Raw genomic sequence first — 20,165 nt, forward strand, 5'->3', positions numbered from 1 at the left:
ATTCTTCCTAAAGTCTTTCCCTGCCATTGCTCGTGACAAGCAGGCGGTCCGGGCAATGATCTACTCGTTTGTGTGTCAGGATTGGCCTCCTCCCCGCGCGATTGAACGCGCCTGCACCAGTCGATCGATGCGGGGGCCACAGCGGCTGGCCACGCTGGCCAAGCCTGCCGGAGTGACGGCGCGTCCGTCGCCGCGCAATTCACCAGCCATGGAAACGCTCCCAGGTCGTGAGCGTTCCGCCCTCAGCGAGCGCTCGGTACTCGGGGAACTGCGCTCCTGTTGCGCAGGCGTGGTTCGGAAGAATGCGCAGGCGCGTACCTACCGGAAAGCGATGGGAGATGTCCGCGTCGGGCCCACCTTCGCGCGACACGATGCCGTGCTCCTGGTTAGCGCCGCTCAGCAGGTAGCCTGGCAACACCGTGCCGTCTATCGTGCAGACCTGCCCATATCCATAGTCCTGCTTCTGCTTCTGGGTTCCGCGATCGCGGCTCATGGCCATCCACCCTGCGTCCACGATGATCCAACCCTTGTCACTCTGATGGCCTATCACCGTCGTCAGTACACTAAGCGCTATCTCATCCGTAGTGCAGACACCGATGTTGTTCATCACCAGGTCAAAGAGAACATAGACGCCGGCCCGCACCTCGGTTACCCCCTGGAGTTGCGCGGCGGCAAGTGCCGTCGGGGTCGAGCCGACACTAACCCCCGGGCATGGAAGGCCCGCCGCGCGCAGACGCTCCGCCGCGCGCAAGCAGCCGACGCGTTCGCGCTCGGCCAAGGCCGTCAACGCTTCAGGCGTATCGAGTTCGTAGCTCGAGCCAGCGTGGGTCAACACGCCACCGAGGCGCATGCCCCCGTCCTGCAATGCGTGGCCGACCTCCAATAGCACGGGGTCTTCAGGCTGGATACCCGAGCGGTGGCCGTCGGTGTCGATCTCGATCCACACATCGAAGGCCTCACCGTTCGCTTTGCCGAAGTCGGCAATCGCGTGAGCCGATACCAGGCCGTCGGTAAGTATCTTCAGATTGCAGCCGCGCCGGCGCAATGCCAGTGCCTGGGGAAGCCGGTGCGGTGCCATGCCAACCGCGTAGAAGATGTCCGTGACACCCGCGGCAAGGAAGTGCTCGGCTTCCTTGAGCGTGGAGACAGTGATTCCAAGCGCGCCGGCCGCGAGCTGGGCGCGCACGACAGGCGTGCATTTGCTGGTTTTTACATGCGGCCGGAACCGCACGCCCAGCATATCCATGCGCTGCTGCATCCGATCGATGTTGTGCTGCATGCGCTCCAAGTCAATAATCGCTGCAGGCGTGTCAACGGTGTGAAGGGAAAAGTACATGTCGAACGAAAAGGAAAATCGGTTGCAGGCTGGTGGGTCACGGAAATGCACGCCTGTAAAGAGCGAGCCCAAGTCCTCCGTCGCGGCGTCGGCGCGCGATGAGGGTGAGACCGGTGAGTATGTAGCCACTGTAGTCAGCCAAGTCCTCTCCGTGGTTAAATGCCTGGAAATCAATTGTTAAGCTGAATTGAATGATCCGCATCGAGGACTTACAGCTTGTGTCCGCGTTGGCAAGGGCGCCATCGCTCAGCGCCGCAGCGCGCGCGCTCGACGTTACCCCGCCGGCGCTGTCCATGCGCCTACGCAAACTGGAGACAACGCTCGGACTTGCACTTGCCACGCGTACCGCTCATCGCCTCAGCCTGACCCCGGAAGGCGAGCGCTTCGCACACGAAGCCGAGCTGCTGCTACGGCAGTTGGAGTCGCTGCCTGAGTCCTTCCAGCGCGATGACCGGCAGTTGACTGGAATTCTCCGAATCTCCGCCCCCTTTGGCTATGGTCGCCAACGCATCGCGCCGATGCTCGCGCGGTTCGCGCGACTCCATCCTGGACTACGGCTGCAACTGGACCTGCGGGAGACACCATGGCCGGACCGCCACGACGCGGACGCGGTGGTCCACGTCGGCACAGTGAAGGAATCTTCATGGATTGCCCGCACGCTGGCCGCCAATGAGCGATGGCTGTGTGCCAGCCCTGGCTACCTGAGCGCGCACGGGGTGCCCCGGGTGCCGCGCGATCTGCTGACGCATGCTTGCATCTGCATCCGCGAAAACGATGAGGACGTGACACTGTGGCATGTCCGAAAGGCATCAACACATGCGCACCGGCGGCAAAACCCTGGAGAAACGCTTCGCGTCGCACCAGCCTATACCACTAACGACGGAAGCGTCGCTCGCCACTGGGCGGAAAAAGGCATGGGATTGGTTCTGCGGTCAGAATGGGATGCCGCCGAGGCGATCGCTAGCGGCGCACTGGTGCGCGTGCTGGCCGACTGGCAGTTCGACAGTGCGCCCGTCACCCTTCTTGTTCCGACGCGCAAGGGCCGTACCGCCCGCGTGCAGGCCCTTCTGCAATTTTTTGAACAGACGCTGGTTCAGCGGACCGAGAGCGCTGGCGACTGAGATCGGGCAAGCGATGGTGCGGTGATGGCGCGCATCACGGCAGCGCGTGCGATGCGCTTGTTTGCTCCCCTCTCCCGCACGGCGGGAGAGGGGTTGGGGGAGAGGGCGGGCAATCGCAAGAGCGAGGCGCATCACGTGGAGCGAGCGCCCGCCATCTCCACCGGCCCTTCAACTCAGGCGAAGACACGTACTACTCGAACACCGGCCGGAAGAAACTACGCTCATAGCTGACGATGCATTGCGTCTCCTGCGCGTAGCGAAACGCGGCCTGGCACTCCGGATCGTCGAAGGACTTGTTGCGATACGCCTCGTACAGCGCAAGGCTGGGGAAGGAGAACAAGGCCAGCGCCACATTGTTGGCGCCTTCCGACGGCAGGAAGTAGCCGTGATGCTGGCCGCCGAATTTCTCGACCAGCGGAATCCACAGCTTGCCGTAGTGCTCGAATTCCCTGAGCTTGTTGGGGTCGACGATATAGCGCAGGTAGCAGGTGATCATATTGGGTTGGTGATCCTGTGGTGCGGTTGATGTGGGTCTTGCACAGACGATACGGCCTTCTCTTGCCTCAGCCGCCCGCCGCGCCACCGCCAAACCCGATGACTTCCGACGCCAGCGCCCGGATCGGCCGGCCGAAGCTGGTGATGGCCGACAGCGTGGCATTGTGGTGGCGCCGGATCAGCTCGGCGCTGGCGTGCGGCTTGTCGTGCGTAGTGTGTGCGTCGGCGGCGAGCGTGATCGAATAGCCAAGCCCGGCGGCGCGGCGCACGGTGGTGTCCACGCAGAACTCGGTGGCATAGCCGCAGATGACCAGATGCCTGGCCTGCAAGCGATCAAGCAGCGCGGCGAGCTCGGTATGCAGGAAGGCGTCGGGCGTGGTCTTGCGCACAAGATGGTCTTGCGCCTGTACGACCAGCGTGCGCTCCAGTTCCCAGCCCGGCGAACCGAACGACAGCGCGCCGCCAGCCTGCTCGTGCTGCACGAACACCACCGGCACGCCGGCTGCGCGCGCCCGTTGCGTGAGGCCGTTGATGCGGCCGAGCACGACATCGGCATCGCCCGGCCGTGGCGCATCGTCGAACAGGCCACGTTGTACGTCAATCACGATCAGAGCGGTTTGCATCGAACGAAGGGCGGATGGCCATTGGCGGGACAGCCGCCAGCATAAGCGACCCTCCGCGCCACCGCAATGCAAGGTCCCGCCCTGGACTCAGTGCCCCGAAATCAATGCATGGGCTGCGAGGCCAGCTTGACCCCACCGTTCGCCGGCGTCCCCCGATCGAGCCGGATGGCCAGCAGCGCCACCGCCACTGCCACCACCGGCACCAGTGCCGCCACCCAGGTCACGGCACCTAGCCCCGGTCCGCGCGTAATGACCACGCCACCCAGCCACGCACCAATGGCGTTGCCCAGGTTGAAGGCCGCGATATTGAAGCTCGACGCCAGGCTCTGCCCTGCGCCGCTGGCGCGCTCCAGCACCCACATCTGCAGCGGCGCCACTGTTGCGAAGGCGGCCACCCCAAGCAGGCCGACAAAGATCACGGAGAGCACCTTGCTGTGCAGGACAAAACCCATCAGCCCGAGCACCACGGCCAGCGCCAGCATGCTGCCGAGCACGGTGGCCTGCAGATGGCGGTCGGCCAGCTTGCCGCCAAGCAGGTTGCCGGCCACCAGGCCCACGCCGAAGACCAGCAGGATGGGCGAGACGGCACTGTCGGCAAAGCCGGTGATCTGCGTCAGGATCGGCGCGATATACGTGAACACCGCGAACACGCCGGCGTAGCCCAGCACCGTGGTCAGCAGCCCCAGCAGCACCGGCCGGCGCATCAGTGCGCGCAGGTCGCGGCGCAGGTCGGGGGCTTCCGGCGCTGCGCGCTCGGCCGGCACTGCCAGGGCAATCACCAGCACCGCCAGCAGGCCGACGGCGGCCACCGCCCAAAAGCTGGCGCGCCAGCCATGGGCCTGGCCGAGCCAGGTGCCGAACGGCACGCCCAGCACGCTCGCCACCGTCAGCCCGGTGAACATCACGGCAATGGCCGAGGCGCGCTTGTGCGGCGCCACCAGCCCGGTGGCGACCACCGAGCCCACGCCAAAGAAGGTGCCGTGCGCCAGCGCGGTGAGCACCCGCGCTGCCATCAGCAACTCGTAGTTCGGCGCCAGCGCGCAGGCCGCGTTGCCGATGGTGAAGATCACCATCAGGCCCAGCAGCGCCGTCTTGCGCGGCCAGCGGGCGGTCAGCGCGGTCATGATCGGTGCGCCGGCCACCACGCCGAGCGCATAGCCGGAAATCAGCAGGCCCGCCGCCGCGATGGAGACCCCAAGGTCGGTCCCGACCTCGAGCAGCAGGCCCATGATGATGAATTCTGTGACGCCGATGCCGAAGGCGCCGGCGGTCAAGGCATAGAGAGCGAGTGGCATAGGGAGTATGTGAAGCGGATTACGTGCGCCCCGGGAAGTCGGTGCAGCATGGAGCGGAGTATGGGGACGGGGAGATTGGTGCGGTAGAATGCCCGCACGAACAACATTTATGAATTGAATTCACAATGCCCAGGCTCGATGTCAACCGCTCCGGCGAGATGGAAGTGTTCGTGCGGGTGGTGGAGCTGGGTGGCTTCTCCGCCGCCGCGCGCGCCTTGCGCATGACGCCGTCGGCCGTCAGCAAGCTGGTGGCACGGCTGGAGACCCGGCTCGGCGCGCGCCTGGTCAACCGCTCCACGCGCCGCATCGAGCTCACGGCGGAAGGCAGCGCCTTCTACGAGCGCGCCGTGCGCGTGCTGGCCGACCTGGACGACGCTGAGCGCGGCGCCGCCGCCAGCGCCGCGCCCCATGGCCGCGTGCGCATCAACGCCAACGTGCCCTTTGGCGATCACTTCCTGCTGCCGTTGGTGCCGGCCTTCCTGGCGCTGTATCCGGACATCCAGCTCGATATCGTGCTGACCGACCAGGTCATCGACCTGATGGAGGAGCGCACCGACGTAGCAATCCGCGCCGGCGCGCTGAAGAGCTCGCAACTGGTGGCCCGCAAGCTGGGCGAGACCCGCATGGTGGTGGTGGGCGCGCCCGCCTACCTGGCGCGTTGCGGCACGCCCCGCGTGCCCGCCGACCTGGCCGGGCACAACTGCTTGAAGCTGGGCTATGCGCGCGCGATCGAAGGCTGGCCGATGCTGGAAGACGGGCAACCCACCATGGTGGCGCCAATCGGCAATGCCATGACCAGCAATGGCGACGCGCTGCGGCGGATCGTGCTGGGCGGGCTGGGCCTGGCCAGGATGGCCGTGTTCCAGGTGCGCGAGGACATCGCCGCAGGGAGGCTGGTGCCGCTGCTGGAAGCCTTCAACCCCGGCGACCTGGAAGCGGTGCACGCCGTGTACCTTGGCCAGGGCCGCCATTTGCCGGCACGGGTGCGGGCGTTGCTGGATTTTCTGGCGGAGCGGGTGGAGATGGGTTAGAGGCTCGCGGCTCGCGGCTCGCAGCTCGATTAGTGATTAGTGATTAGTGATTAGTGATTAGTGATTAGTGCCAAGGCACCCTACAGCCCCTTCTCCACCATTTCCAGCAGCCGCTGCCCGATCTGGTGCGCCTGCCCCGGCGACATCGCCACCATGCGCAGCGGCCCGTCGATGACCAGCATCGACAAGCCATGCACGGCGGACCACGCGAGGTATTCGGCGCCGGGCCGGCGCGCGGCGGGCAGCACGCCGGCCGCCACCATCCGGTCCAGCGCCGCGCCCAGCAACTGGTAGGGGTTCAGCCCGCTGTTGCCCGCCTTATCCGGGACCGGCACGCCTTCCAGCTCATCCGGCACCGAGAATGCCGTACGGAACAGCCCGGGCTCGGCGAGTGCGAACTGCATGTAGCCGGTGCCGACCGCGCGCAGGCTGGCGCGGGCGAAATCCGCGGGCGGCGCGCTGTCGTCCAGCACGGCAAGCTCGGCCTCGATGGCTTGCGCCAGCGCCGCGAGCGCAGCGGCACGCACCGCTTGCAACAGGTCCTGGCGGCTGGCGAAGTGCCGGTAGGCGGCGTTGGGCACGACCCCGGCGCGCCGGGTGGCCTCGCGCAGCACGACGGCATCCGGGCCGCCATCGCGCGCCAGTTCCATGCCGGCGTCGAGCAGCGCGCGGCGCAGGTCGCCATGCCGGTAGGTGCTGCGGGCCGTTGGGGTGGCAGAGGTGGCAGAGGTGGTGGATACCGCCGAATCCGCAGGAACGGCAGTGCCGCTGGCATCGGCCGAATCCGTCGAGCTCGCGATGCGCGGGATGCGTGAAGAGCGCTTTGCGCCGGTCATTTCCTCACCATGTGGACAGCGTCCATTTTCTTTACTATTGTAGTGGACAGTGTACACAATGATTGGCCGGATCGTCGCCACGACCCCCGCGTTCCCTTCATGCAAGGAGCAAGGATGGCAAATACCTCCACCTCCCAGCCCTCGTCGCACCCTGGCAGCGAAGCCGAGGTGCGTGCCCTGGTCGACACGTGGGTCAACGCCGTGCGCGCGAAAGACGCCGTTGTCATGATGCGCAACTATGCTGAAGACGTGGTCATCTTCGATGTGGTGCCGCCTGTGCACTCCCGTGGCGTGGCGCCATACCGCGAGCGCTGGCAGCAGTGGTTCGACAGCCTGGAAGGCCCAGTCGGTTTCGAGATGGCCGAGATGCACCTGACGGCCGGCGAGGACCTGGCTTTTTGGTACAGCGTCGGCCGGATCAGCAGCACGCCCAAGGGCGGCGCCCCTCAGCAAGCCTGGGTGCGCGCCACCGTTTGTTTTCGCAAGATCGCCGGCCGATGGCTGGTTGTGCACGAGCACGCATCGATGCCGGTGAGTTTCAACGCCTGACGCGTTTCAACCCTGAAAGTGGAAAGGAGACAAGATGCTAGTCCAACCCTATCTGTTCTTTGAAGGCCGTTGCGAGGAGGCGGCTGAGTTCTACAAGCGCGCCGTGGGCGCGGAAGTGATCATGATGATGCGCTTCAAGGAGGCCCCCCCGCCGGAGTCTCCCCCGCCCGAGGGCGCTTGCGCGCCCGCGGCCGGCACTGAAGAAAAGATCATGCACATGTCGATGCGCATCGGCGAGACCACGGTGATGATGTCCGATGGACGGTGCACGGGCAAGCCCGATTTCCAGGGCTTCTCGCTGTCCGTGACCGTGCCTGATGTGGCCAGCGCCGACCGCGTGTTCAACGCCCTGGCCGAGGGCGGGCAGGTAATGATGCCGCTGGGCAAGACGTTCTACTCGCCGCGCTTCGGCATGACGGCGGACCGCTTTGGCCTGATGTGGATGGTCATCGTCCTGGAGTCCTGAGCCGCGCTGCATCCCACTGAGCCAAGCCACGCCAGTCACCCTGGCGTGGCTTTTTCATGTCTCGTTATGTTGCATTTTGTGTTTTTTATTGGCAAACTGTGGCAAACAAGCCCAGCGCCTTCCGGCGCGATCTTTCCACAGGTGCCTCCATGTCTGCTTCTCCCCGCCGCCCCGTTCCCGAGCACGCCCGCGTCGTCATCATCGGCGGCGGCATCATTGGCTGCAGCGTGGCCTATCACCTCACCAAGCTCGGCTGGACCGACGTCGTCCTGCTCGAGCAGGGCCAGCTCTCGTGCGGCACCACCTGGCACGCGGCCGGGCTGGTGGGGCAGCTGCGCGCGCAGGAGAGCATGACCAAGCTGATCCGCTACTCCACGCGCTTGTACAGCGAGCTGGAGGCCGAGACCGGGCTGGGCACCGGCTGGAAGCAGTGCGGCTCGCTCTCGGTGGCGCGTACCGCCGAGCGCATGACGCAGCTCAAGCGCACCGCGGCGGTGGCGCGTGCTTACGGCGTGGACTGCCAGGTCATCTCGGCGCGCGAGGCTGGCGAGCTGTGGCCGGTGATGTGCACCGACGACCTGCACGGCGCGGTGTGGCTGCCGGGCGATGGCAAGGCCAATCCCACCGACCTCACCCAGGCGCTGGCGCGCGGCGCGCGCACCCGTGGCGCGATGATCGTGCAGGACACCAAGGTCACGGCCATTCATACCCGGGACGGCCGCGCCAGCGGCGTCAGCTGGCAAGACAAGGACGGCGCCTCAGGCACCATCGGCGCGCAGATCGTGGTCAATTGCGCGGGCCAGTGGGCCCGGCAGGTGGGCCGGCTGTGCGGCGTGACGGTGCCGTTGCATTCGGCCGAGCACTACTACATCGTCACCGAGCGCATTGCCGGCGTGCATCCCGACCTGCCGGTGATGCGCGACCCCGACGGCTTTATCTACTTCAAGGAGGAGGTGGGCGGGCTGGTGATGGGCGGCTTCGAGCCCAACGCCAAGCCCTGGGGCATGCAAGGCATTCCGGAGCCGTTCGAGTTCCAGTTGCTGCCCGACGACTGGGACCAGTTCGAGATCCTGATGCAGAACGCGCTGCAGCGCGTGCCGGCGCTGGAGACGGCCCAGGTGAAGCAGTTCTACAACGGCCCCGAATCGTTCACGCCTGACAACAACTTCATCCTGGGCGAAGCCCCCGAACTGCGCAACTTCTACGTGGGCGCGGGCTTCAACTCCATGGGCATCGCCTCCGCCGGCGGCGCTGGCATGGCGCTGGCCGAATGGATCGTGGCGGGCGAGCCCACCATGGATCTGTGGCCGGTCGATATCCGCCGCTTTGCCGGCTTCAACGGCAACCAAAGCTGGCTGCACGACCGCGTCAAGGAAACCCTGGGCCTGCACTACGCCATGCCCTGGCCCAACCGCGAGCTGGATACCGCGCGGCCCTTCCGCCGCTCGCCGCTGTATGCGCACCTGCGCGACGCCCGCGCCAACTTCGGCAGCAAGATGGGCTGGGAGCGGCCGAACTTCTTCGCGCCGCCGGGCGTCGCGCCTGAGATCGAGTATTCCTTCGGCCAGCAGAACTGGCTGCCGTGGAGCGGCGCGGAGCATCGCGCCTGCCGCGAGGGCGTGGCGCTGTTCGACATGAGCTCGTTCTCCAAATACATCGTCAAGGGCGCCGATGCCGAGGCGGTGCTGCAGCACCTGATGAGCAACGACGTGGCCGTGCCCGCCGGCCAGACCGTGTACACCGCGATGCTCAACGAGCGCGGCACCTATGAATCGGACCTGACCGTGACCCGGCTCGCGCACGACCAGTATCTGCTGGTGACCGGCTCGGCCCAGACCACGCGCGACTTCGACTACATCGAGCGCCTGATTCCCGCCGGCCAGCGTTGCGCCATCGTCGATGTCACCGGCCAGTACAGCGTGCTGGCGGTGATGGGCCCACGCTCGCGCGAGCTGCTGCAGAGCGTGTCGCGCGCGGACTTCTCCAACGAAGCCTTCCCGTTCGGCAGCTCGCGCGAGATCGACCTGGGCTACGCCACGGTGCGCGCCACGCGCCTGACCTATGTGGGCGAACTCGGCTGGGAACTCTACGTGCCGGTGGAGTTTGCGGTGGGCGTCTACGAGACGCTGCAGGCCGCGGGCAAACCCTTCGGCCTGGCCAACGCCGGCTACTACGCGATTGAATCCCTGCGCATCGAAAAAGGCTACCGCGCCTGGAGCCGCGAGCTGACCACCGACATCAATCCGTTCGAGGCCGGGCTGTCCTTTGCCTGCAAGCTCGACAAGCCGATCCCGTTCCGGGGCCGCGAGGCGCTGCTCAAGCTGCGCGCGGCCGGCGGCGCGGCACAGGCGCGGCGCCGCGTGGCCGTGGTGACGCTCGACGGCGCCAGCCAGGCCATGCTGTGGGGCGGCGAAGCCGTGCTGCGCACCGGCCCGGATGGCACAGTGCGCCCGGCCGGCTTCGTCACCTCGGCGGCCTTCGGGCATACGCTGGGTTGCCCGGTGGGGATGGCGCTGCTGCAACGTGAAAACGGCGCGGCCAACGCCCAGTGGATCGCCGAAGGCACCTACCACGTCGACCTGGCCGGCGAGCTGCTGCCCGCCAGCGTGCACCTGCGCGCACCTTACGACCCAACCAGCGCCAGGGCCAAGGCATGATGGACAACGCAACCGAGAACCTATCCGACTGCGCCAGCTACATCCTGACCCTGTCGTGCCCGGACCGCTCGGGAATCGTCCACGCCGTGGCCAGCCTGTTGTGCGAAGCGGGCGCGAATATCCTCGACTCGGCCCAGTTCGGCGACCGGCCTAGCGCGCGCTTTTTCATGCGCGTGCACTTCCGGCGCGCCTTGCCCCCGGGCGGCAGCGCGGACGACGCGCTGACGCATCTGCGCGCGGCGTTTGCCGGGCTGGGGACGGACTACGAGATGGAGTGGGCCCTGCACGATGCCGCGCGCAGGCCGCGGGTGATGCTGCTGGTGTCGCGCATCGGGCACTGCCTGAACGACCTGCTGTTCCGCCACCGCACCGGCCAGTTGCCGATCGAGATCGCGGCGATTGCGTCGAACCACAAGGATTTCTACCAGCTGGCCGCGAGCTACGACATTCCGTTTCACCACCTGCCGCTGCTGCAAGCCACACGCGATACCAAGGCGGCGCAGGAAGCGCGCTTGTGGGATCTGTTCTGCGAATACCGGATCGACCTGGTGGTGCTGGCGCGCTACATGCAGGTGCTGTCAGACGACCTGTGCCGCCGGCTGGAGGGGCGCGCGATCAATATCCACCACTCGTTCCTGCCGAGCTTCAAAGGGGCCAGGCCGTATCACCAGGCCTATGAGCGCGGCGTGAAGCTGATCGGCGCCACCGCGCACTACGTCACGGCGGAACTGGACGAGGGGCCCATCATCGAGCAGGAAGTGTCGCGCGTGGACCATGCCATGGATGCGGACCAGCTGGCCGCCATCGGGCGCGACGTGGAATGCGTGGCGCTGGCACGCGCGGTGAAATGGCACGCGGAGCACCGCGTGCTGCGCAATGGGGGCCGCACGCTGGTGTTCCGATGAACGCCTTGGGCGCCGGCCCCCGGGCAAGCGGTAAAGGCAGAGGTAAGGCTTAGCCTTGCTTGCCGTCGGCGCCGGACGTGGCCGTTGCCTGGTTGGACTTCAGTGCGCAGGGCGTCTGCGCTTGCTGCTTTGCCTGCGCCTGCTTCTGGGCGCGCGCGCGTTCGATAACGGTCCAGTCGGGACCGGCAAAAGCGGGCAGCGAGGCAGCGATGGCCGTGACGCTCAGCAGCGCCAGCACGATGGTTTTCATGATTTGTCTTTGGACAGGAATGGCATTGACAATGCGTGGAGGAACTTGATGTTTCCCAGTCCGGCCGCAGGTGGAGGGGTCCCGGGGCCGGACCGGCAGCGCTGTATCCGCTGTATCAGGCGATGGCCTGGCGGCTGGCTGCCGCGCTATGCGCCGGCGGGGCCGATACGCCGGTCAGGTCGCGCCCGGCGAGGTCCAGTACGGCGCTGCCGTGCGCGCCGTCCGTGAACGGATCGCGACGGTCGCCAGCGCGGGCGCCATCGGTGAACGGGTCGCGGCGGTCGCCAACGCGGGCGCCGTCGGTGAAGGGGTCGCGCTTGCCGTTGTGGAGTGCGTAGCCGTACTTGTCGCCGGCGTTGGTGCTATCTTTCGGACCCGTTGCGCTGGCTTGCGTGGAGGCCAGGAGGCAGACGCCGAAGGCGGCTGCGCAAACAAGGGGCGTGAAGCGCTTCTTATTCATGATTGCTGCTTGATTCCAGATTGGGCGGCACTTTCCACTGGGTGTGGAACGGGATAGGCGGATTCTTGCGTCCCGCATGTCGTCTGTTTCGCCTTTTGAGCTGCACTGCGCGTTCGATGCGTTGAGCAGCGCGGTACAGGCCACAGTGTAGTCACGGCGAGTCATTCCCGGGATGAATTAAACGTCTCGGTTCCAGTCGGATTTTTCACAATAGAAAACCGCGCGGGTAGCGAATGCGGGGCGAATGCGGGGCAGACGGATAGCTGCACGGCTGCCATCCACGCATGCGAAACCCGACTGGCCCGCGCGTACCTGGTGAACTCCGCCGGCCAGGCGTCAGGCTGCGCGATCCCAGGCCTGCAGTTGTTCGGCAGTGGCACCGGCGCCGCCGCAGACGATGACCAGCACGTCGCTTGCCGCCATCAGCGCGGCGGGCTTGCGCTCCAGCGCGGCCAGCGCCGCGCCGCACGCCGGCTCCACCACGATCCGGTGCTCGGCCAAAAAGCGCAGGCACGCGCCCACGGCTTCCTTGTCCGTGACCACCTCGCTGACGATCGGATGCACCCTTGACCACTCGACCGCCTTGGCGCAAGGGCTCTTGGCACCCAGCGATGTCGCGATGCTGGTGATGGCGGGCAGCAGCTCGACCTGCGCGCCGGCCGCCAGCGAGGCGGCGTAGGAATCCGCGCCAACGGTCTCGGCCGCAATGACGGGCACATCGTGCCAGCCATTGCGTTCAAGCCCGGCAAGAACGCCGCATAGCAAGCCGCCACCGCCTACCGATAGCACTACCGCGCCCGGCTTGACGCCGGCGGCAGCCACCTCGTCGATCATCGTCGCGTGGCCTTCCCACAGCAGGGGGTCGTCAAAGGGGTGGATAAACGCGTAGTCCGGCTTCATCAGCGAGAGCGCGTGCTCGTTGGCCTCGCTCCATGCACGCCCGTGCACCACCAGCTCGGCGCCTTCCGCCGCGATGCGCTCGCGCGCCGCGGCCGAGGTGGTCTCGGGCACGACGACGGTCACCGGCACGCCAAGCAGCCGCCCGCTGTAGGCGACGGCAATGCCGGCGTTGCCGCCCGAGGAGGACACGAAGCGCGTTGCGCCCCACTCCTTGTAGGTCTGGCATGCATGGCCGATGCCGCGCGCCTTGAACGAGCCCGGGGGCTGCAGCGCCTCCATCTTGAACCACACCGAGCGCCCCAGCCGCGCCGAGCAGGACGTGGATCGCAGCAGTGGCGTGACGATGTGCAGGCTCACGGGCAGGGCTTTTTCAGCATGGGGCATGGTGGCGCTTCTTGGTTCTGGCATGAAGAACCTTGAATGCTAGAAGCCTGCCGCCTATGCGGTCAAATGCCGATCAAGCCTGAAAGCTATACTTGCAAGGCATAGCAATATTCACAGGGTAACCGGCAAAGCATGCGAAACATCGAAACGCGGCACTTGCGCTACTTCATCGCCGTCGCGGAAGAAGGCAGCATCATTGCGGCCTCCCGGGCACTGAACATCACGCAACCAGCCTTGTCGCGGCAGATCCAGGATCTTGAGGCGGGTATCGGCGCCCCATTGTTCGAGCGGCATGCCAAGGGCGTGCAACTCACCGATGCCGGCACCAGCTTCCTGCACGACGCGAAGCAGTCGCTGCTGCAACTGGAACAGGCACGTGACCGGGCCCATCGCATTGCGCAGGGCCAGACCGGCACGTTCACGCTCGGCATCATGCCCAGCTACCTGGCCTCGCCCGTGACGCTGGCGATTCTTGCGCACTTCCGGGAGCAGAACCCGGAAATACTGCTCTCGATCGAGCCGCTGTTGTCACTGCAGCAGGCACAGGCGATCCGCAGTGAAGAACTGGACGGCGGCATCATGGCGTGGCGCACGCCGGACGACGCCAGCCTGAGCGGCATCGCCCTGTACCGGGAGCACTTTGTGCTGGCCGTGCCGGCGCAGCATTTCGCGCCAGCGAAGCAAGCACGGCGGCTTGCCGATATCGCCGGCGAACGCTTCGTGTGGTTCAACCGGGAGAAGTCGAGCGCGCAGCACAGCCTGCTGATGGCCGCGTGCGCCAAGGCCGGGTTCACGCCGCATATCGTCCAGATCGGCACCGACACGCCTACCATCCTGGGCCTGGTCGCCGCCGGCATGGGCTGCGCGCTGGTGCCTGCCAGTTCGCAACTGCATGCGCCACCGGCCATCACGTTCATCGCGCTGGCCGACCTGACCGATGGGGTCGATATCGAGTTTGTGTATTCGGCGTCGCGCCGCTCGCCGCGCGTGCAGCGCTTTATCGAATCGGTGCGGCACGTCACCGGCAGGAAGGCAAGGCCGGCACGCGACAAGCCATAGCGTGCGCAGCGATCTAATGCTCCGCGTTCACCTTGTGCTCCGCCACCTCCGGGCTGTTCTGCCAGCCGCCGCCCAGCGCGAGGAACAGGTTGATCTGGTTGATCGCCACCTGGCTGTCCGACGCCGCCAGTGCCGCCTCGGCCCCAGCCAGCGTGCGGTCGGCATCCAGGCTGGACAAATACGGCACGCGACCCGCCTTGTACAGCATCCGGTGTTGCCGGGCGACCTCACTGGCGTCGTCGCGCGCCACGCGCAGGGACTGGTTGCGCTCCAGTTCCCGCGTGTAGGCGCTGAGCGCACTCTGCGTTTCCTGCAGCGCCTGGAGCACCACGCCGTCGAAGCGGGCGAGTGCCGCGTCCGCGCCGGCTTCCATGGCGTGGATACGCGGGCGCACGCCATTGGTCGGCAGGTTCCAGGTGATCAGCGGGCCCAGGCCCCAATGCGCGGTCGGGCCGGTGCCGAGATCACTCAGGATGCCGCTCAAGCCAGCCGATGCGCCGATGCGTATCGACGGATAGAGATCCGCCATGGCCACGCCGATCTTCGCTGTGGCCGCCGCCAGCTCGCGCTCCGCCTGGCGGATATCGGGGCGGCGCTTGAGCAGCGCTGCGCCGTCCCCGACAGGAATCGCCTGGCGCAGCGTCGGCTCCTCCGGGCACTCGGCCAGCGCTTCAGGCAGCGCTGCCGGCGGCTTGCCCAGCATGACGGCGAGCCGGTAGGCCGCGCCCTCCTTCTCCGCCTTGAAACGCGGCAACGCAGCGCGCAAGGTCTCGGCCTGCGCGCGGGCGCGCAGCATGTCGGTGGGCTGGCCACGGCCGGCGGCGACCATCTTGCCGGCGATCTCCACGCCGCGCGCCTGCAGCGCGACCTGCTGCTGCGCCACTGCCAGCTCATGCGTGGCGGCGCAGCCTTGCACATAGGCCCGCACGGTTTCCGCCACCACGCTCACGCGCGCCATATCCAGCGCGGCCTGGCTCGCCTCGGCGCTGGCCAGCGCGGCCTCGTCGGCGCGGGCCAGCTTGCCGAAGAAGTCTACAAGGTAGGACACCGAGAAACCGACGTCGCCCAGGTTGAAGACCGGCACCTTCTCCTTGAGCAGGAAACTCTCGCCCGCGATCTGCGCGCGTTCGGCCTTGGCGGAGAAGGCCGCCTGGGGCAGGTTTTCTGCTTCCACCTCGTGATAGATCTCCACGGCACGGCGCAGGTTGGCGGCGGCCACGCGCAGGCTAGTATTGGCGCTGAGCGCCTGCTGCACCAGTGCGTCGAGCTTGGGGTCGTCGTACAGGCGCCACCAGTCGTCGGGGACCGGTGTGACGGAAACAGCCGGGTCATTCGTGCCGAGTAACGGCCCGTTGGCCTCCGGTACACGTATTGCCGACAGCTCCGGCACGTGGTAGTCAGGGCCCACGGTGGTGCAGGCGAACAGCAGCGGGGCCAATACCGGCAGCAAGGCGTGCCCGAGCTTGCTCATTGCACGACCTCCTTCTCGGTCTCCTTCTCGGTCTCCTCACGCAGCACGGCAATGTGCTTGCCGGGCTCCGCCACCGATACCGTCGCCGTGCGTCCCGACACCAGCCGCACATTCGCCGGCACGTCGTCTAGCACGATGCGCACCGGCACGCGCTGCGCCAGCCGCACCCAGTTGAACGTGGGGTTCACATTGGGCAACAGGTTGGCGCCATTGCTGCGGTCGCGGTCCTCGATGCCGGCGGCGATGCTCTGCACGTGGCCGTGCAGGATCGTGCGCTCGCCCATGATGCGCACGGAGACCGGGTTGCCAACGCGGATGCCCTGCAGCTTGGTTTCCTCGAAATAGCCTTCGACGTGGAAGGAATTCAGGTCAACCATCGACAGCACCGGCCGGCCCAAAGCCACGTAGTCGCCCAGGCGCGGCAGGCGGTCGTTGAGAAAGCCATCCACGGGGCTGGCCACCCGGGTGCGGGCCAGGTTGAGCTTTGCCAGCCCGACCGCCGCCTCCGCCTGCGCCAGCGCCGCCTCGCCCTGCTGCACCCGCGCCTGCCCTTCTTCGACCACTTCGGTGGCGACCACCTCGGACAGGGCGTGGTTGCGGGCGGCCTCGCGGCGCGCCTGCGCCAGCGTGGCGCGCTGCGCGGCGGCCGTCGCCATGGCCTGCTGCAGCGCCAGCTGGTAGCGGTCCTGGTCGATCACGAACAGCACCTGCCCGCGCCGCACGCGCTGGTTGTCCTTGACGAGAATCTGCGTCACCAGCCCCGAGACATCGGGCGCGACCTGCACCACGTCGGCGCGTACGTGGCCATCGCGCGTCCATGGCGCCACGGTGTAGTAATCCCACAGATGCTTGCTCACGAAGAGCGCGGCCAGGGTGGCCAGCAGGGTCAGCAGCACGGGGACCAACAAACGGAACTTGAATTTCATGATTGCAGCCAGCGGGCCATGGCGACCACGCCACCCAGCACGATGACGTAAAGGGCTAGATTGAAGAGCGACCGGTGCCAGACCAGCCGGTAAAAGCCTGCGCGCGCAAGGACCGCACGCATGCAGGCGGTGATGACGAAGGTGAGGAGCATCAATGCCAGCAAGCCTGGCACGAAGACGCCGTAGAGATCGATTTCCGCGCTTAGCATCGGGGCTGCCCGCGTATTGGGAGCGGCATGGACAGAGACGGCTGCACCTGCCGCGCTGTGGCCTGCGGCTGCGCCGGATACAGCGTGACCCGCAGGGCAATCAACGCGCTCAGTGCACTGCGCGCGTGCTCGCCGGGGCTTTGCGCTCCGTCGGCTTGCATGGCCACCTCGCGCAGCGCCTTGTCGATCCGCTCGGATAGCGCATCCGGCGGCGCCATCGCGTGCCCGGCCTTCAGGCGCGCGCGGAAATGCAAGGCAACCGCATTGAGCACCCTGGCCACGGCGCGGCGCGCGGCCGGGCGCAGCCCGGGCAGGCTGCGCTGCAACGCCAGCGCGCCAAACCCTACCTGCAGCTCGGCAAAGCCATCCGAAGCCATCTTGTCGTCGCTGGCCGCAAGCCTTGGCACCAGCTGGCTGAGCCGGTCCAGCATGCGGCCGCCGAGCTTGGCCTGCTCGCCCGGCTCGCGCCGCGTGGCGGCTTGTGCCAGGTCCTTCCAGCTGGCGCGGATCAGCCGGTGCGCCGCCACGCGCGCGCCGAACGGCCGCGTCGCCATGGCCCACAAGGGCGCGAACAGCATGCCGCCGATGCTGGCCAGGCTGCCGTTGAAGGTGGTCAGGAAGTTCGTGTCGTAGACGCTCTGCACATTGGCGAACGACGCCGTATTGACCGACAGCAGCATGGCGATCAGGTTGAATCCGGGCCGCGATATCAGCATGCCGATGCCCATGTAGGGCAACGCCAGCATGCCCACCAGCGTCTCGAAGTTGTGCGCGTTCGGCACCACCAGGAACAGGTAGAACGACGACACGGCAAAGCAGAATCCGCTCCAGCGCAAGAACGAATGCGCCACGGGCCGGGGCTCCTCGATGGTGGCAAAGAAGCAGCAGGCGATGGACGCCACCGCCACCGACCCCGCGCCGTCCTCCCATCCCGAGACGATCCACAGCAAGCCCGCGCAAAACACGGCCAGGCTGGTGGAGCAGGCATAGAACAGCAGCATGGCGTGATCGTGGTGATGCGCCCGGTCCGCGCGCTCGGCGCCGCGGCCAAGCGCGCGCATCGACGGCGCGGCGGCGCTGGCCGCCTGATCGCCGATGCCATGCTGCAGGGCGTGGCAGTCCTCGCACAGCGCCGCCAGCGTGCGCAACTGACCGTTGGCGGTGGCGACCAGGCCCGCATGCCAGCCGGGCGCCAGCGCGTAGTCCGCCCACGGGCCCGCCTCCGGCTCCAGCGCGGGCGGCGGGCCGTCAAAGCCCGCGCGGATCCAGGCAGACATGCCGGCCATATGGCGCGCCAGGCTATCCGGTATGCCGTGCGCGTGGCGCCGCAGCGCCTGCAGCACGCCGGCCAGCGAGGACAGCACGGGCAGCAGCATCGTCATCCGCTCGCGCAAAGCGCGCGCGTGGCGCAGCGTGTGGGCGCTTTCCGTGTCGTACGAGAGCTGGGTGATGAGCTGGTCCAGCGCGAGGATGTCGGCGGCTAGCCGGTGGCGGCTGCCGTGGCGCGTGGCGTTGGCGTCGGGATCGGCCGACAACATGTCGGTGGCCCAGAGTGCCGCGTCCGCCAGCCAGGTCGCGGAGCGGGCCCGCAGCGCGGGCGCCACCTTGGCCGGGAAGACGATGGCGCCCACCATGCCGGCGCAGAGGATGCCGATGACGATTTCCTCGATGCGCGCAACGGCGATATCGAAGACTTGCGCCGGCTCGCTCACCGCGGGCAGCGCCACGATCGGCAGCGTATAGGCGGCCAGCAGGAAGACATAGCTGCGCGGCGTGCGCTGCAGCAGCGAGAAATAGAGCAAGCCCCCCGTCCACAGGGCGATCGCGGCCATCAGCAACACCGGCGCGTTGACCAGCAACGGCACCGTGACCACCGCGGCCGTCGCGCCCAGCACCGTGCCCGCCACGCGATACGCGGCCTTGGAGCGGGTGGCGCCGGTCAGCGGGTGAGAAACAAAATAGACGGTTGCCATGGCCCAGTAAGGGCGGGGCAAACCCAGCGCGAGCGCGATATAGAGCGCCAGCATCGAGGCGGCAAACGCCTTCAGTGAAAAGAGCCACTGTCGTGCGCTGGGCCAGCTAGCCATGACGCGAATATCCGTTGGAAAGAGCGTAGGCCCGAAGTGTAGCCAACTGGCGGACATTCCTGCCATGATTTAAAATTGCGAATCACATTCGCTTTTTTCATGGCAAAGGAAGTACCCAATGCCCATCGACATCCGCGCCCTGCGCTACTTCGTTGAAACCGTTCGCCTCAAGAGCTTCACCCAGGCGGCGACCTCCCTGTTCGTCACGCAGTCCACCATCAGCAAGATGGTGCGGCAACTGGAAGACGAGATCGGCCAGCCACTGCTGATCCGCGAAGGCAAGCAGGTGCGGCTGACCGACGTGGGGCGCGTGGTCTACGAGCGCGGGCAGGAAGCGCTGGGCGTGGTGCACCGGCTAACGCTCGAAGTGGCCGATCTCTCCTCGCTGGGCCGTGGCCAGCTGACCGTGGGGATCCCGCCCATGGCCAACCTGTTCTTCTCGCCGGCCGTCAGCGCCTTTCGCCAGCGCTATCCCAACCTGGAGCTGAGCCTGGCCGAGCATGGCGGCCACATGGTGGAGCAGCAGGTGGCAAGTGGCGAGCTGGAAGTCGGCGCCACCGTATTGCCCCGGGATAGCGGCCTGGAACTGGCCACACGCGAGTTCGCCAAATACCCGATCTGGGTCGCCGGCCCCCGCAAGGCCAGCTGGGCCAAGGGCAAGACCGTCACCCTGGCGGCGCTGCGCGACGAGCCCCTGCTGATGCTGACCGAAGACTTCTCGCTGACCCGCAAGCTGCGGCAAGTCTTTCTGGATGCCCGCCTGGAGCCTCGCATCGTGGCGCAAAGCGGGCACTGGGATTTTCTCGTCTCGATGGCCGCGGCCGGTCTGGGCACCACCTTCCTGCCCCAGCCGCTGCTGGACAAGCTCGATATCCGCGACAAGCTCGCCGTGGCACGGCTGACGGAGCCCGCCATGGACTGGGCGCTCGCCCATATCTGGTCGCCGGGACGCTACCTGTCGCATGCGGCGCGGGCGTGGTTTTCGGTTTGCGAGGAAGTGCTGGGGGCGTGAGCGCTTATCGGCGCCATGTGCGATGTGTATTGCTTGTGGCCCGCTGACGCGGGTTTTGGCGCTTGCTGGGCGGGGTTTTGATGCTTCTAGCTG

Annotated in this window: 20 protein-coding genes; 8 read left to right on the forward strand and 12 right to left on the reverse strand. The window is 67.0% G+C overall.

From position 1 onward, the window contains the following. Positions 1 to 199: 199 nt before the first annotated feature. Positions 200 to 1,336: a DSD1 family PLP-dependent enzyme gene (locus ACGLHR_RS21180; protein ID WP_400096233.1), complete on the reverse strand. Its 1,137-nt coding sequence runs from the start codon at positions 1,334 to 1,336 to the stop codon at positions 200 to 202. Between the two features lie 191 nt (positions 1,337 to 1,527). On the opposite strand from ACGLHR_RS21180, the gene ACGLHR_RS21185 reads away from it, so the two are divergent. Beyond that, positions 1,528 to 2,457: a LysR family transcriptional regulator gene (locus ACGLHR_RS21185; RefSeq protein WP_400096214.1), complete on the forward strand. Its 930-nt coding sequence runs from the start codon at positions 1,528 to 1,530 to the stop codon at positions 2,455 to 2,457. Between the two features lie 190 nt (positions 2,458 to 2,647). Here ACGLHR_RS21185 and ACGLHR_RS21190 read toward each other — a convergent pair whose 3' ends face one another. From ACGLHR_RS21190 to ACGLHR_RS21200, 3 genes are all read right to left on the reverse strand, one after another. Continuing rightward, positions 2,648 to 2,953, reverse strand: a complete 306-nt coding sequence (locus ACGLHR_RS21190; RefSeq protein ID WP_400096215.1) for an NIPSNAP family protein — start codon at positions 2,951 to 2,953, stop codon at positions 2,648 to 2,650. A 67-nt stretch (positions 2,954 to 3,020) separates the two neighbouring features. Further along, positions 3,021 to 3,575: a cysteine hydrolase family protein gene (locus ACGLHR_RS21195; RefSeq protein ID WP_400096216.1), complete on the reverse strand. Its 555-nt coding sequence runs from the start codon at positions 3,573 to 3,575 to the stop codon at positions 3,021 to 3,023. A 101-nt stretch (positions 3,576 to 3,676) separates the two neighbouring features. Continuing rightward, on the reverse strand, positions 3,677 to 4,870 hold the full coding sequence (locus ACGLHR_RS21200; RefSeq protein WP_400096217.1) for an MFS transporter: 1,194 nt from the start codon (positions 4,868 to 4,870) through the stop codon (positions 3,677 to 3,679). A 125-nt stretch (positions 4,871 to 4,995) separates the two neighbouring features. On the opposite strand from ACGLHR_RS21200, the gene ACGLHR_RS21205 reads away from it, so the two are divergent. Continuing rightward, positions 4,996 to 5,901, forward strand: a complete 906-nt coding sequence (locus tag ACGLHR_RS21205) for a LysR family transcriptional regulator (RefSeq protein WP_400096218.1) — start codon at positions 4,996 to 4,998, stop codon at positions 5,899 to 5,901. Between the two features lie 80 nt (positions 5,902 to 5,981). Here ACGLHR_RS21205 and ACGLHR_RS21210 read toward each other — a convergent pair whose 3' ends face one another. Continuing rightward, positions 5,982 to 6,737: a TetR/AcrR family transcriptional regulator gene (locus ACGLHR_RS21210; protein WP_400096219.1), complete on the reverse strand. Its 756-nt coding sequence runs from the start codon at positions 6,735 to 6,737 to the stop codon at positions 5,982 to 5,984. A gap of 114 nt (positions 6,738 to 6,851) precedes the next feature. On the opposite strand from ACGLHR_RS21210, the gene ACGLHR_RS21215 reads away from it, so the two are divergent. From ACGLHR_RS21215 to purU, 4 genes are all read left to right on the forward strand, one after another. Then, positions 6,852 to 7,286: a YybH family protein gene (locus ACGLHR_RS21215; RefSeq protein WP_400096220.1), complete on the forward strand. Its 435-nt coding sequence runs from the start codon at positions 6,852 to 6,854 to the stop codon at positions 7,284 to 7,286. 34 nt (positions 7,287 to 7,320) lie between these two features. Further along, positions 7,321 to 7,752, forward strand: coding sequence for a VOC family protein (locus ACGLHR_RS21220; RefSeq protein WP_318236496.1), 432 nt, complete (start codon positions 7,321 to 7,323; stop codon positions 7,750 to 7,752). Between the two features lie 149 nt (positions 7,753 to 7,901). Then, complete coding sequence (locus ACGLHR_RS21225; RefSeq protein ID WP_400096221.1) at positions 7,902 to 10,409, forward strand: FAD-dependent oxidoreductase; 2,508 nt, start codon at positions 7,902 to 7,904, stop codon at positions 10,407 to 10,409. After that, a complete protein-coding gene (gene purU / locus ACGLHR_RS21230; protein WP_400096234.1) occupies positions 10,409 to 11,314 on the forward strand; it encodes a formyltetrahydrofolate deformylase in 906 nt (301 codons plus the stop codon). The genes ACGLHR_RS21225 and purU overlap by 1 nt, the downstream gene beginning before the upstream one ends. 49 nt (positions 11,315 to 11,363) lie before the next feature. Here purU and ACGLHR_RS21235 read toward each other — a convergent pair whose 3' ends face one another. The 3 genes from ACGLHR_RS21235 to ACGLHR_RS21245 all read right to left on the reverse strand — a co-directional run bounded on the left by ACGLHR_RS21235 (position 11,364) and on the right by ACGLHR_RS21245 (position 13,281). Next, positions 11,364 to 11,564, reverse strand: coding sequence for a hypothetical protein (locus ACGLHR_RS21235; RefSeq protein ID WP_400096222.1), 201 nt, complete (start codon positions 11,562 to 11,564; stop codon positions 11,364 to 11,366). A 115-nt stretch (positions 11,565 to 11,679) separates the two neighbouring features. Continuing rightward, positions 11,680 to 12,024: a hypothetical protein gene (locus ACGLHR_RS21240; RefSeq protein ID WP_400096223.1), complete on the reverse strand. Its 345-nt coding sequence runs from the start codon at positions 12,022 to 12,024 to the stop codon at positions 11,680 to 11,682. A 336-nt stretch (positions 12,025 to 12,360) separates the two neighbouring features. Next, the gene (locus ACGLHR_RS21245; protein WP_400096235.1) at positions 12,361 to 13,281 is read right to left on the reverse strand and encodes a pyridoxal-phosphate dependent enzyme; all 921 of its coding nucleotides are present in this window, start codon (positions 13,279 to 13,281) and stop codon (positions 12,361 to 12,363) included. A 159-nt stretch (positions 13,282 to 13,440) separates the two neighbouring features. Here ACGLHR_RS21245 and ACGLHR_RS21250 point away from each other — a divergent pair, with 159 nt between their 5' ends. Further along, positions 13,441 to 14,367 carry a LysR family transcriptional regulator gene (locus ACGLHR_RS21250; RefSeq protein ID WP_400096224.1) on the forward strand — a complete coding sequence of 309 codons (927 nt, stop codon included), beginning with the start codon at positions 13,441 to 13,443 and terminating at the stop codon, positions 14,365 to 14,367. A 13-nt stretch (positions 14,368 to 14,380) separates the two neighbouring features. Here the strand turns inward: ACGLHR_RS21250 and ACGLHR_RS21255 are convergent, their stop codons facing one another. The 4 genes from ACGLHR_RS21255 to ACGLHR_RS21270 are packed head-to-tail and all read right to left on the reverse strand — an operon-like array spanning position 14,381 to position 19,060. Further along, on the reverse strand, positions 14,381 to 15,838 hold the full coding sequence (locus ACGLHR_RS21255; RefSeq protein ID WP_400096225.1) for an efflux transporter outer membrane subunit: 1,458 nt from the start codon (positions 15,836 to 15,838) through the stop codon (positions 14,381 to 14,383). Continuing rightward, entirely contained in the window at positions 15,835 to 16,764 is a 930-nt protein-coding gene (locus tag ACGLHR_RS21260; protein WP_400096226.1) for an efflux RND transporter periplasmic adaptor subunit, read from the reverse strand. Before ACGLHR_RS21260 ends, ACGLHR_RS21255 begins: the two co-directional genes overlap by 4 nt. Then, positions 16,761 to 16,973 carry a DUF1656 domain-containing protein gene (locus ACGLHR_RS21265; protein WP_318236503.1) on the reverse strand — a complete coding sequence of 71 codons (213 nt, stop codon included), beginning with the start codon at positions 16,971 to 16,973 and terminating at the stop codon, positions 16,761 to 16,763. Before ACGLHR_RS21265 ends, ACGLHR_RS21260 begins: the two co-directional genes overlap by 4 nt. Then, complete coding sequence (locus ACGLHR_RS21270; RefSeq protein ID WP_400096227.1) at positions 16,967 to 19,060, reverse strand: FUSC family protein; 2,094 nt, start codon at positions 19,058 to 19,060, stop codon at positions 16,967 to 16,969. Before ACGLHR_RS21270 ends, ACGLHR_RS21265 begins: the two co-directional genes overlap by 7 nt. Positions 19,061 to 19,178: 118 nt before the next feature. Here ACGLHR_RS21270 and ACGLHR_RS21275 point away from each other — a divergent pair, with 118 nt between their 5' ends. Continuing rightward, complete coding sequence (locus ACGLHR_RS21275; protein ID WP_400096228.1) at positions 19,179 to 20,072, forward strand: LysR substrate-binding domain-containing protein; 894 nt, start codon at positions 19,179 to 19,181, stop codon at positions 20,070 to 20,072. Positions 20,073 to 20,165 lie beyond the last annotated feature (93 nt).

The organism is Cupriavidus sp. CuC1 (assembly GCF_044627735.1).
GTDB lineage: Bacteria > Pseudomonadota > Gammaproteobacteria > Burkholderiales > Burkholderiaceae > Cupriavidus > Cupriavidus ulmosensis.

Coding starts and splice junctions, on each gene's coding strand:
- ACGLHR_RS21180 (WP_400096233.1), bottom strand. CDS start 1,336: ATGTACTTTTCCCTTCACACCGTTGACACGCCTGCAGCGATTATTGAC.
- ACGLHR_RS21185 (WP_400096214.1), top strand. CDS start 1,528: ATGATCCGCATCGAGGACTTACAGCTTGTGTCCGCGTTGGCAAGGGCG.
- ACGLHR_RS21190 (WP_400096215.1), bottom strand. CDS start 2,953: ATGATCACCTGCTACCTGCGCTATATCGTCGACCCCAACAAGCTCAGG.
- ACGLHR_RS21195 (WP_400096216.1), bottom strand. CDS start 3,575: ATGCAAACCGCTCTGATCGTGATTGACGTACAACGTGGCCTGTTCGAC.
- ACGLHR_RS21200 (WP_400096217.1), bottom strand. CDS start 4,870: ATGCCACTCGCTCTCTATGCCTTGACCGCCGGCGCCTTCGGCATCGGC.
- ACGLHR_RS21205 (WP_400096218.1), top strand. CDS start 4,996: ATGCCCAGGCTCGATGTCAACCGCTCCGGCGAGATGGAAGTGTTCGTG.
- ACGLHR_RS21210 (WP_400096219.1), bottom strand. CDS start 6,737: ATGACCGGCGCAAAGCGCTCTTCACGCATCCCGCGCATCGCGAGCTCG.
- ACGLHR_RS21215 (WP_400096220.1), top strand. CDS start 6,852: ATGGCAAATACCTCCACCTCCCAGCCCTCGTCGCACCCTGGCAGCGAA.
- ACGLHR_RS21220 (WP_318236496.1), top strand. CDS start 7,321: ATGCTAGTCCAACCCTATCTGTTCTTTGAAGGCCGTTGCGAGGAGGCG.
- ACGLHR_RS21225 (WP_400096221.1), top strand. CDS start 7,902: ATGTCTGCTTCTCCCCGCCGCCCCGTTCCCGAGCACGCCCGCGTCGTC.
- purU (WP_400096234.1), top strand. CDS start 10,409: ATGGACAACGCAACCGAGAACCTATCCGACTGCGCCAGCTACATCCTG.
- ACGLHR_RS21235 (WP_400096222.1), bottom strand. CDS start 11,564: ATGAAAACCATCGTGCTGGCGCTGCTGAGCGTCACGGCCATCGCTGCC.
- ACGLHR_RS21240 (WP_400096223.1), bottom strand. CDS start 12,024: ATGAATAAGAAGCGCTTCACGCCCCTTGTTTGCGCAGCCGCCTTCGGC.
- ACGLHR_RS21250 (WP_400096224.1), top strand. CDS start 13,441: ATGCGAAACATCGAAACGCGGCACTTGCGCTACTTCATCGCCGTCGCG.
- ACGLHR_RS21255 (WP_400096225.1), bottom strand. CDS start 15,838: ATGAGCAAGCTCGGGCACGCCTTGCTGCCGGTATTGGCCCCGCTGCTG.
- ACGLHR_RS21260 (WP_400096226.1), bottom strand. CDS start 16,764: ATGAAATTCAAGTTCCGTTTGTTGGTCCCCGTGCTGCTGACCCTGCTG.
- ACGLHR_RS21265 (WP_318236503.1), bottom strand. CDS start 16,973: ATGCTAAGCGCGGAAATCGATCTCTACGGCGTCTTCGTGCCAGGCTTG.
- ACGLHR_RS21270 (WP_400096227.1), bottom strand. CDS start 19,060: ATGGCTAGCTGGCCCAGCGCACGACAGTGGCTCTTTTCACTGAAGGCG.
- ACGLHR_RS21275 (WP_400096228.1), top strand. CDS start 19,179: ATGCCCATCGACATCCGCGCCCTGCGCTACTTCGTTGAAACCGTTCGC.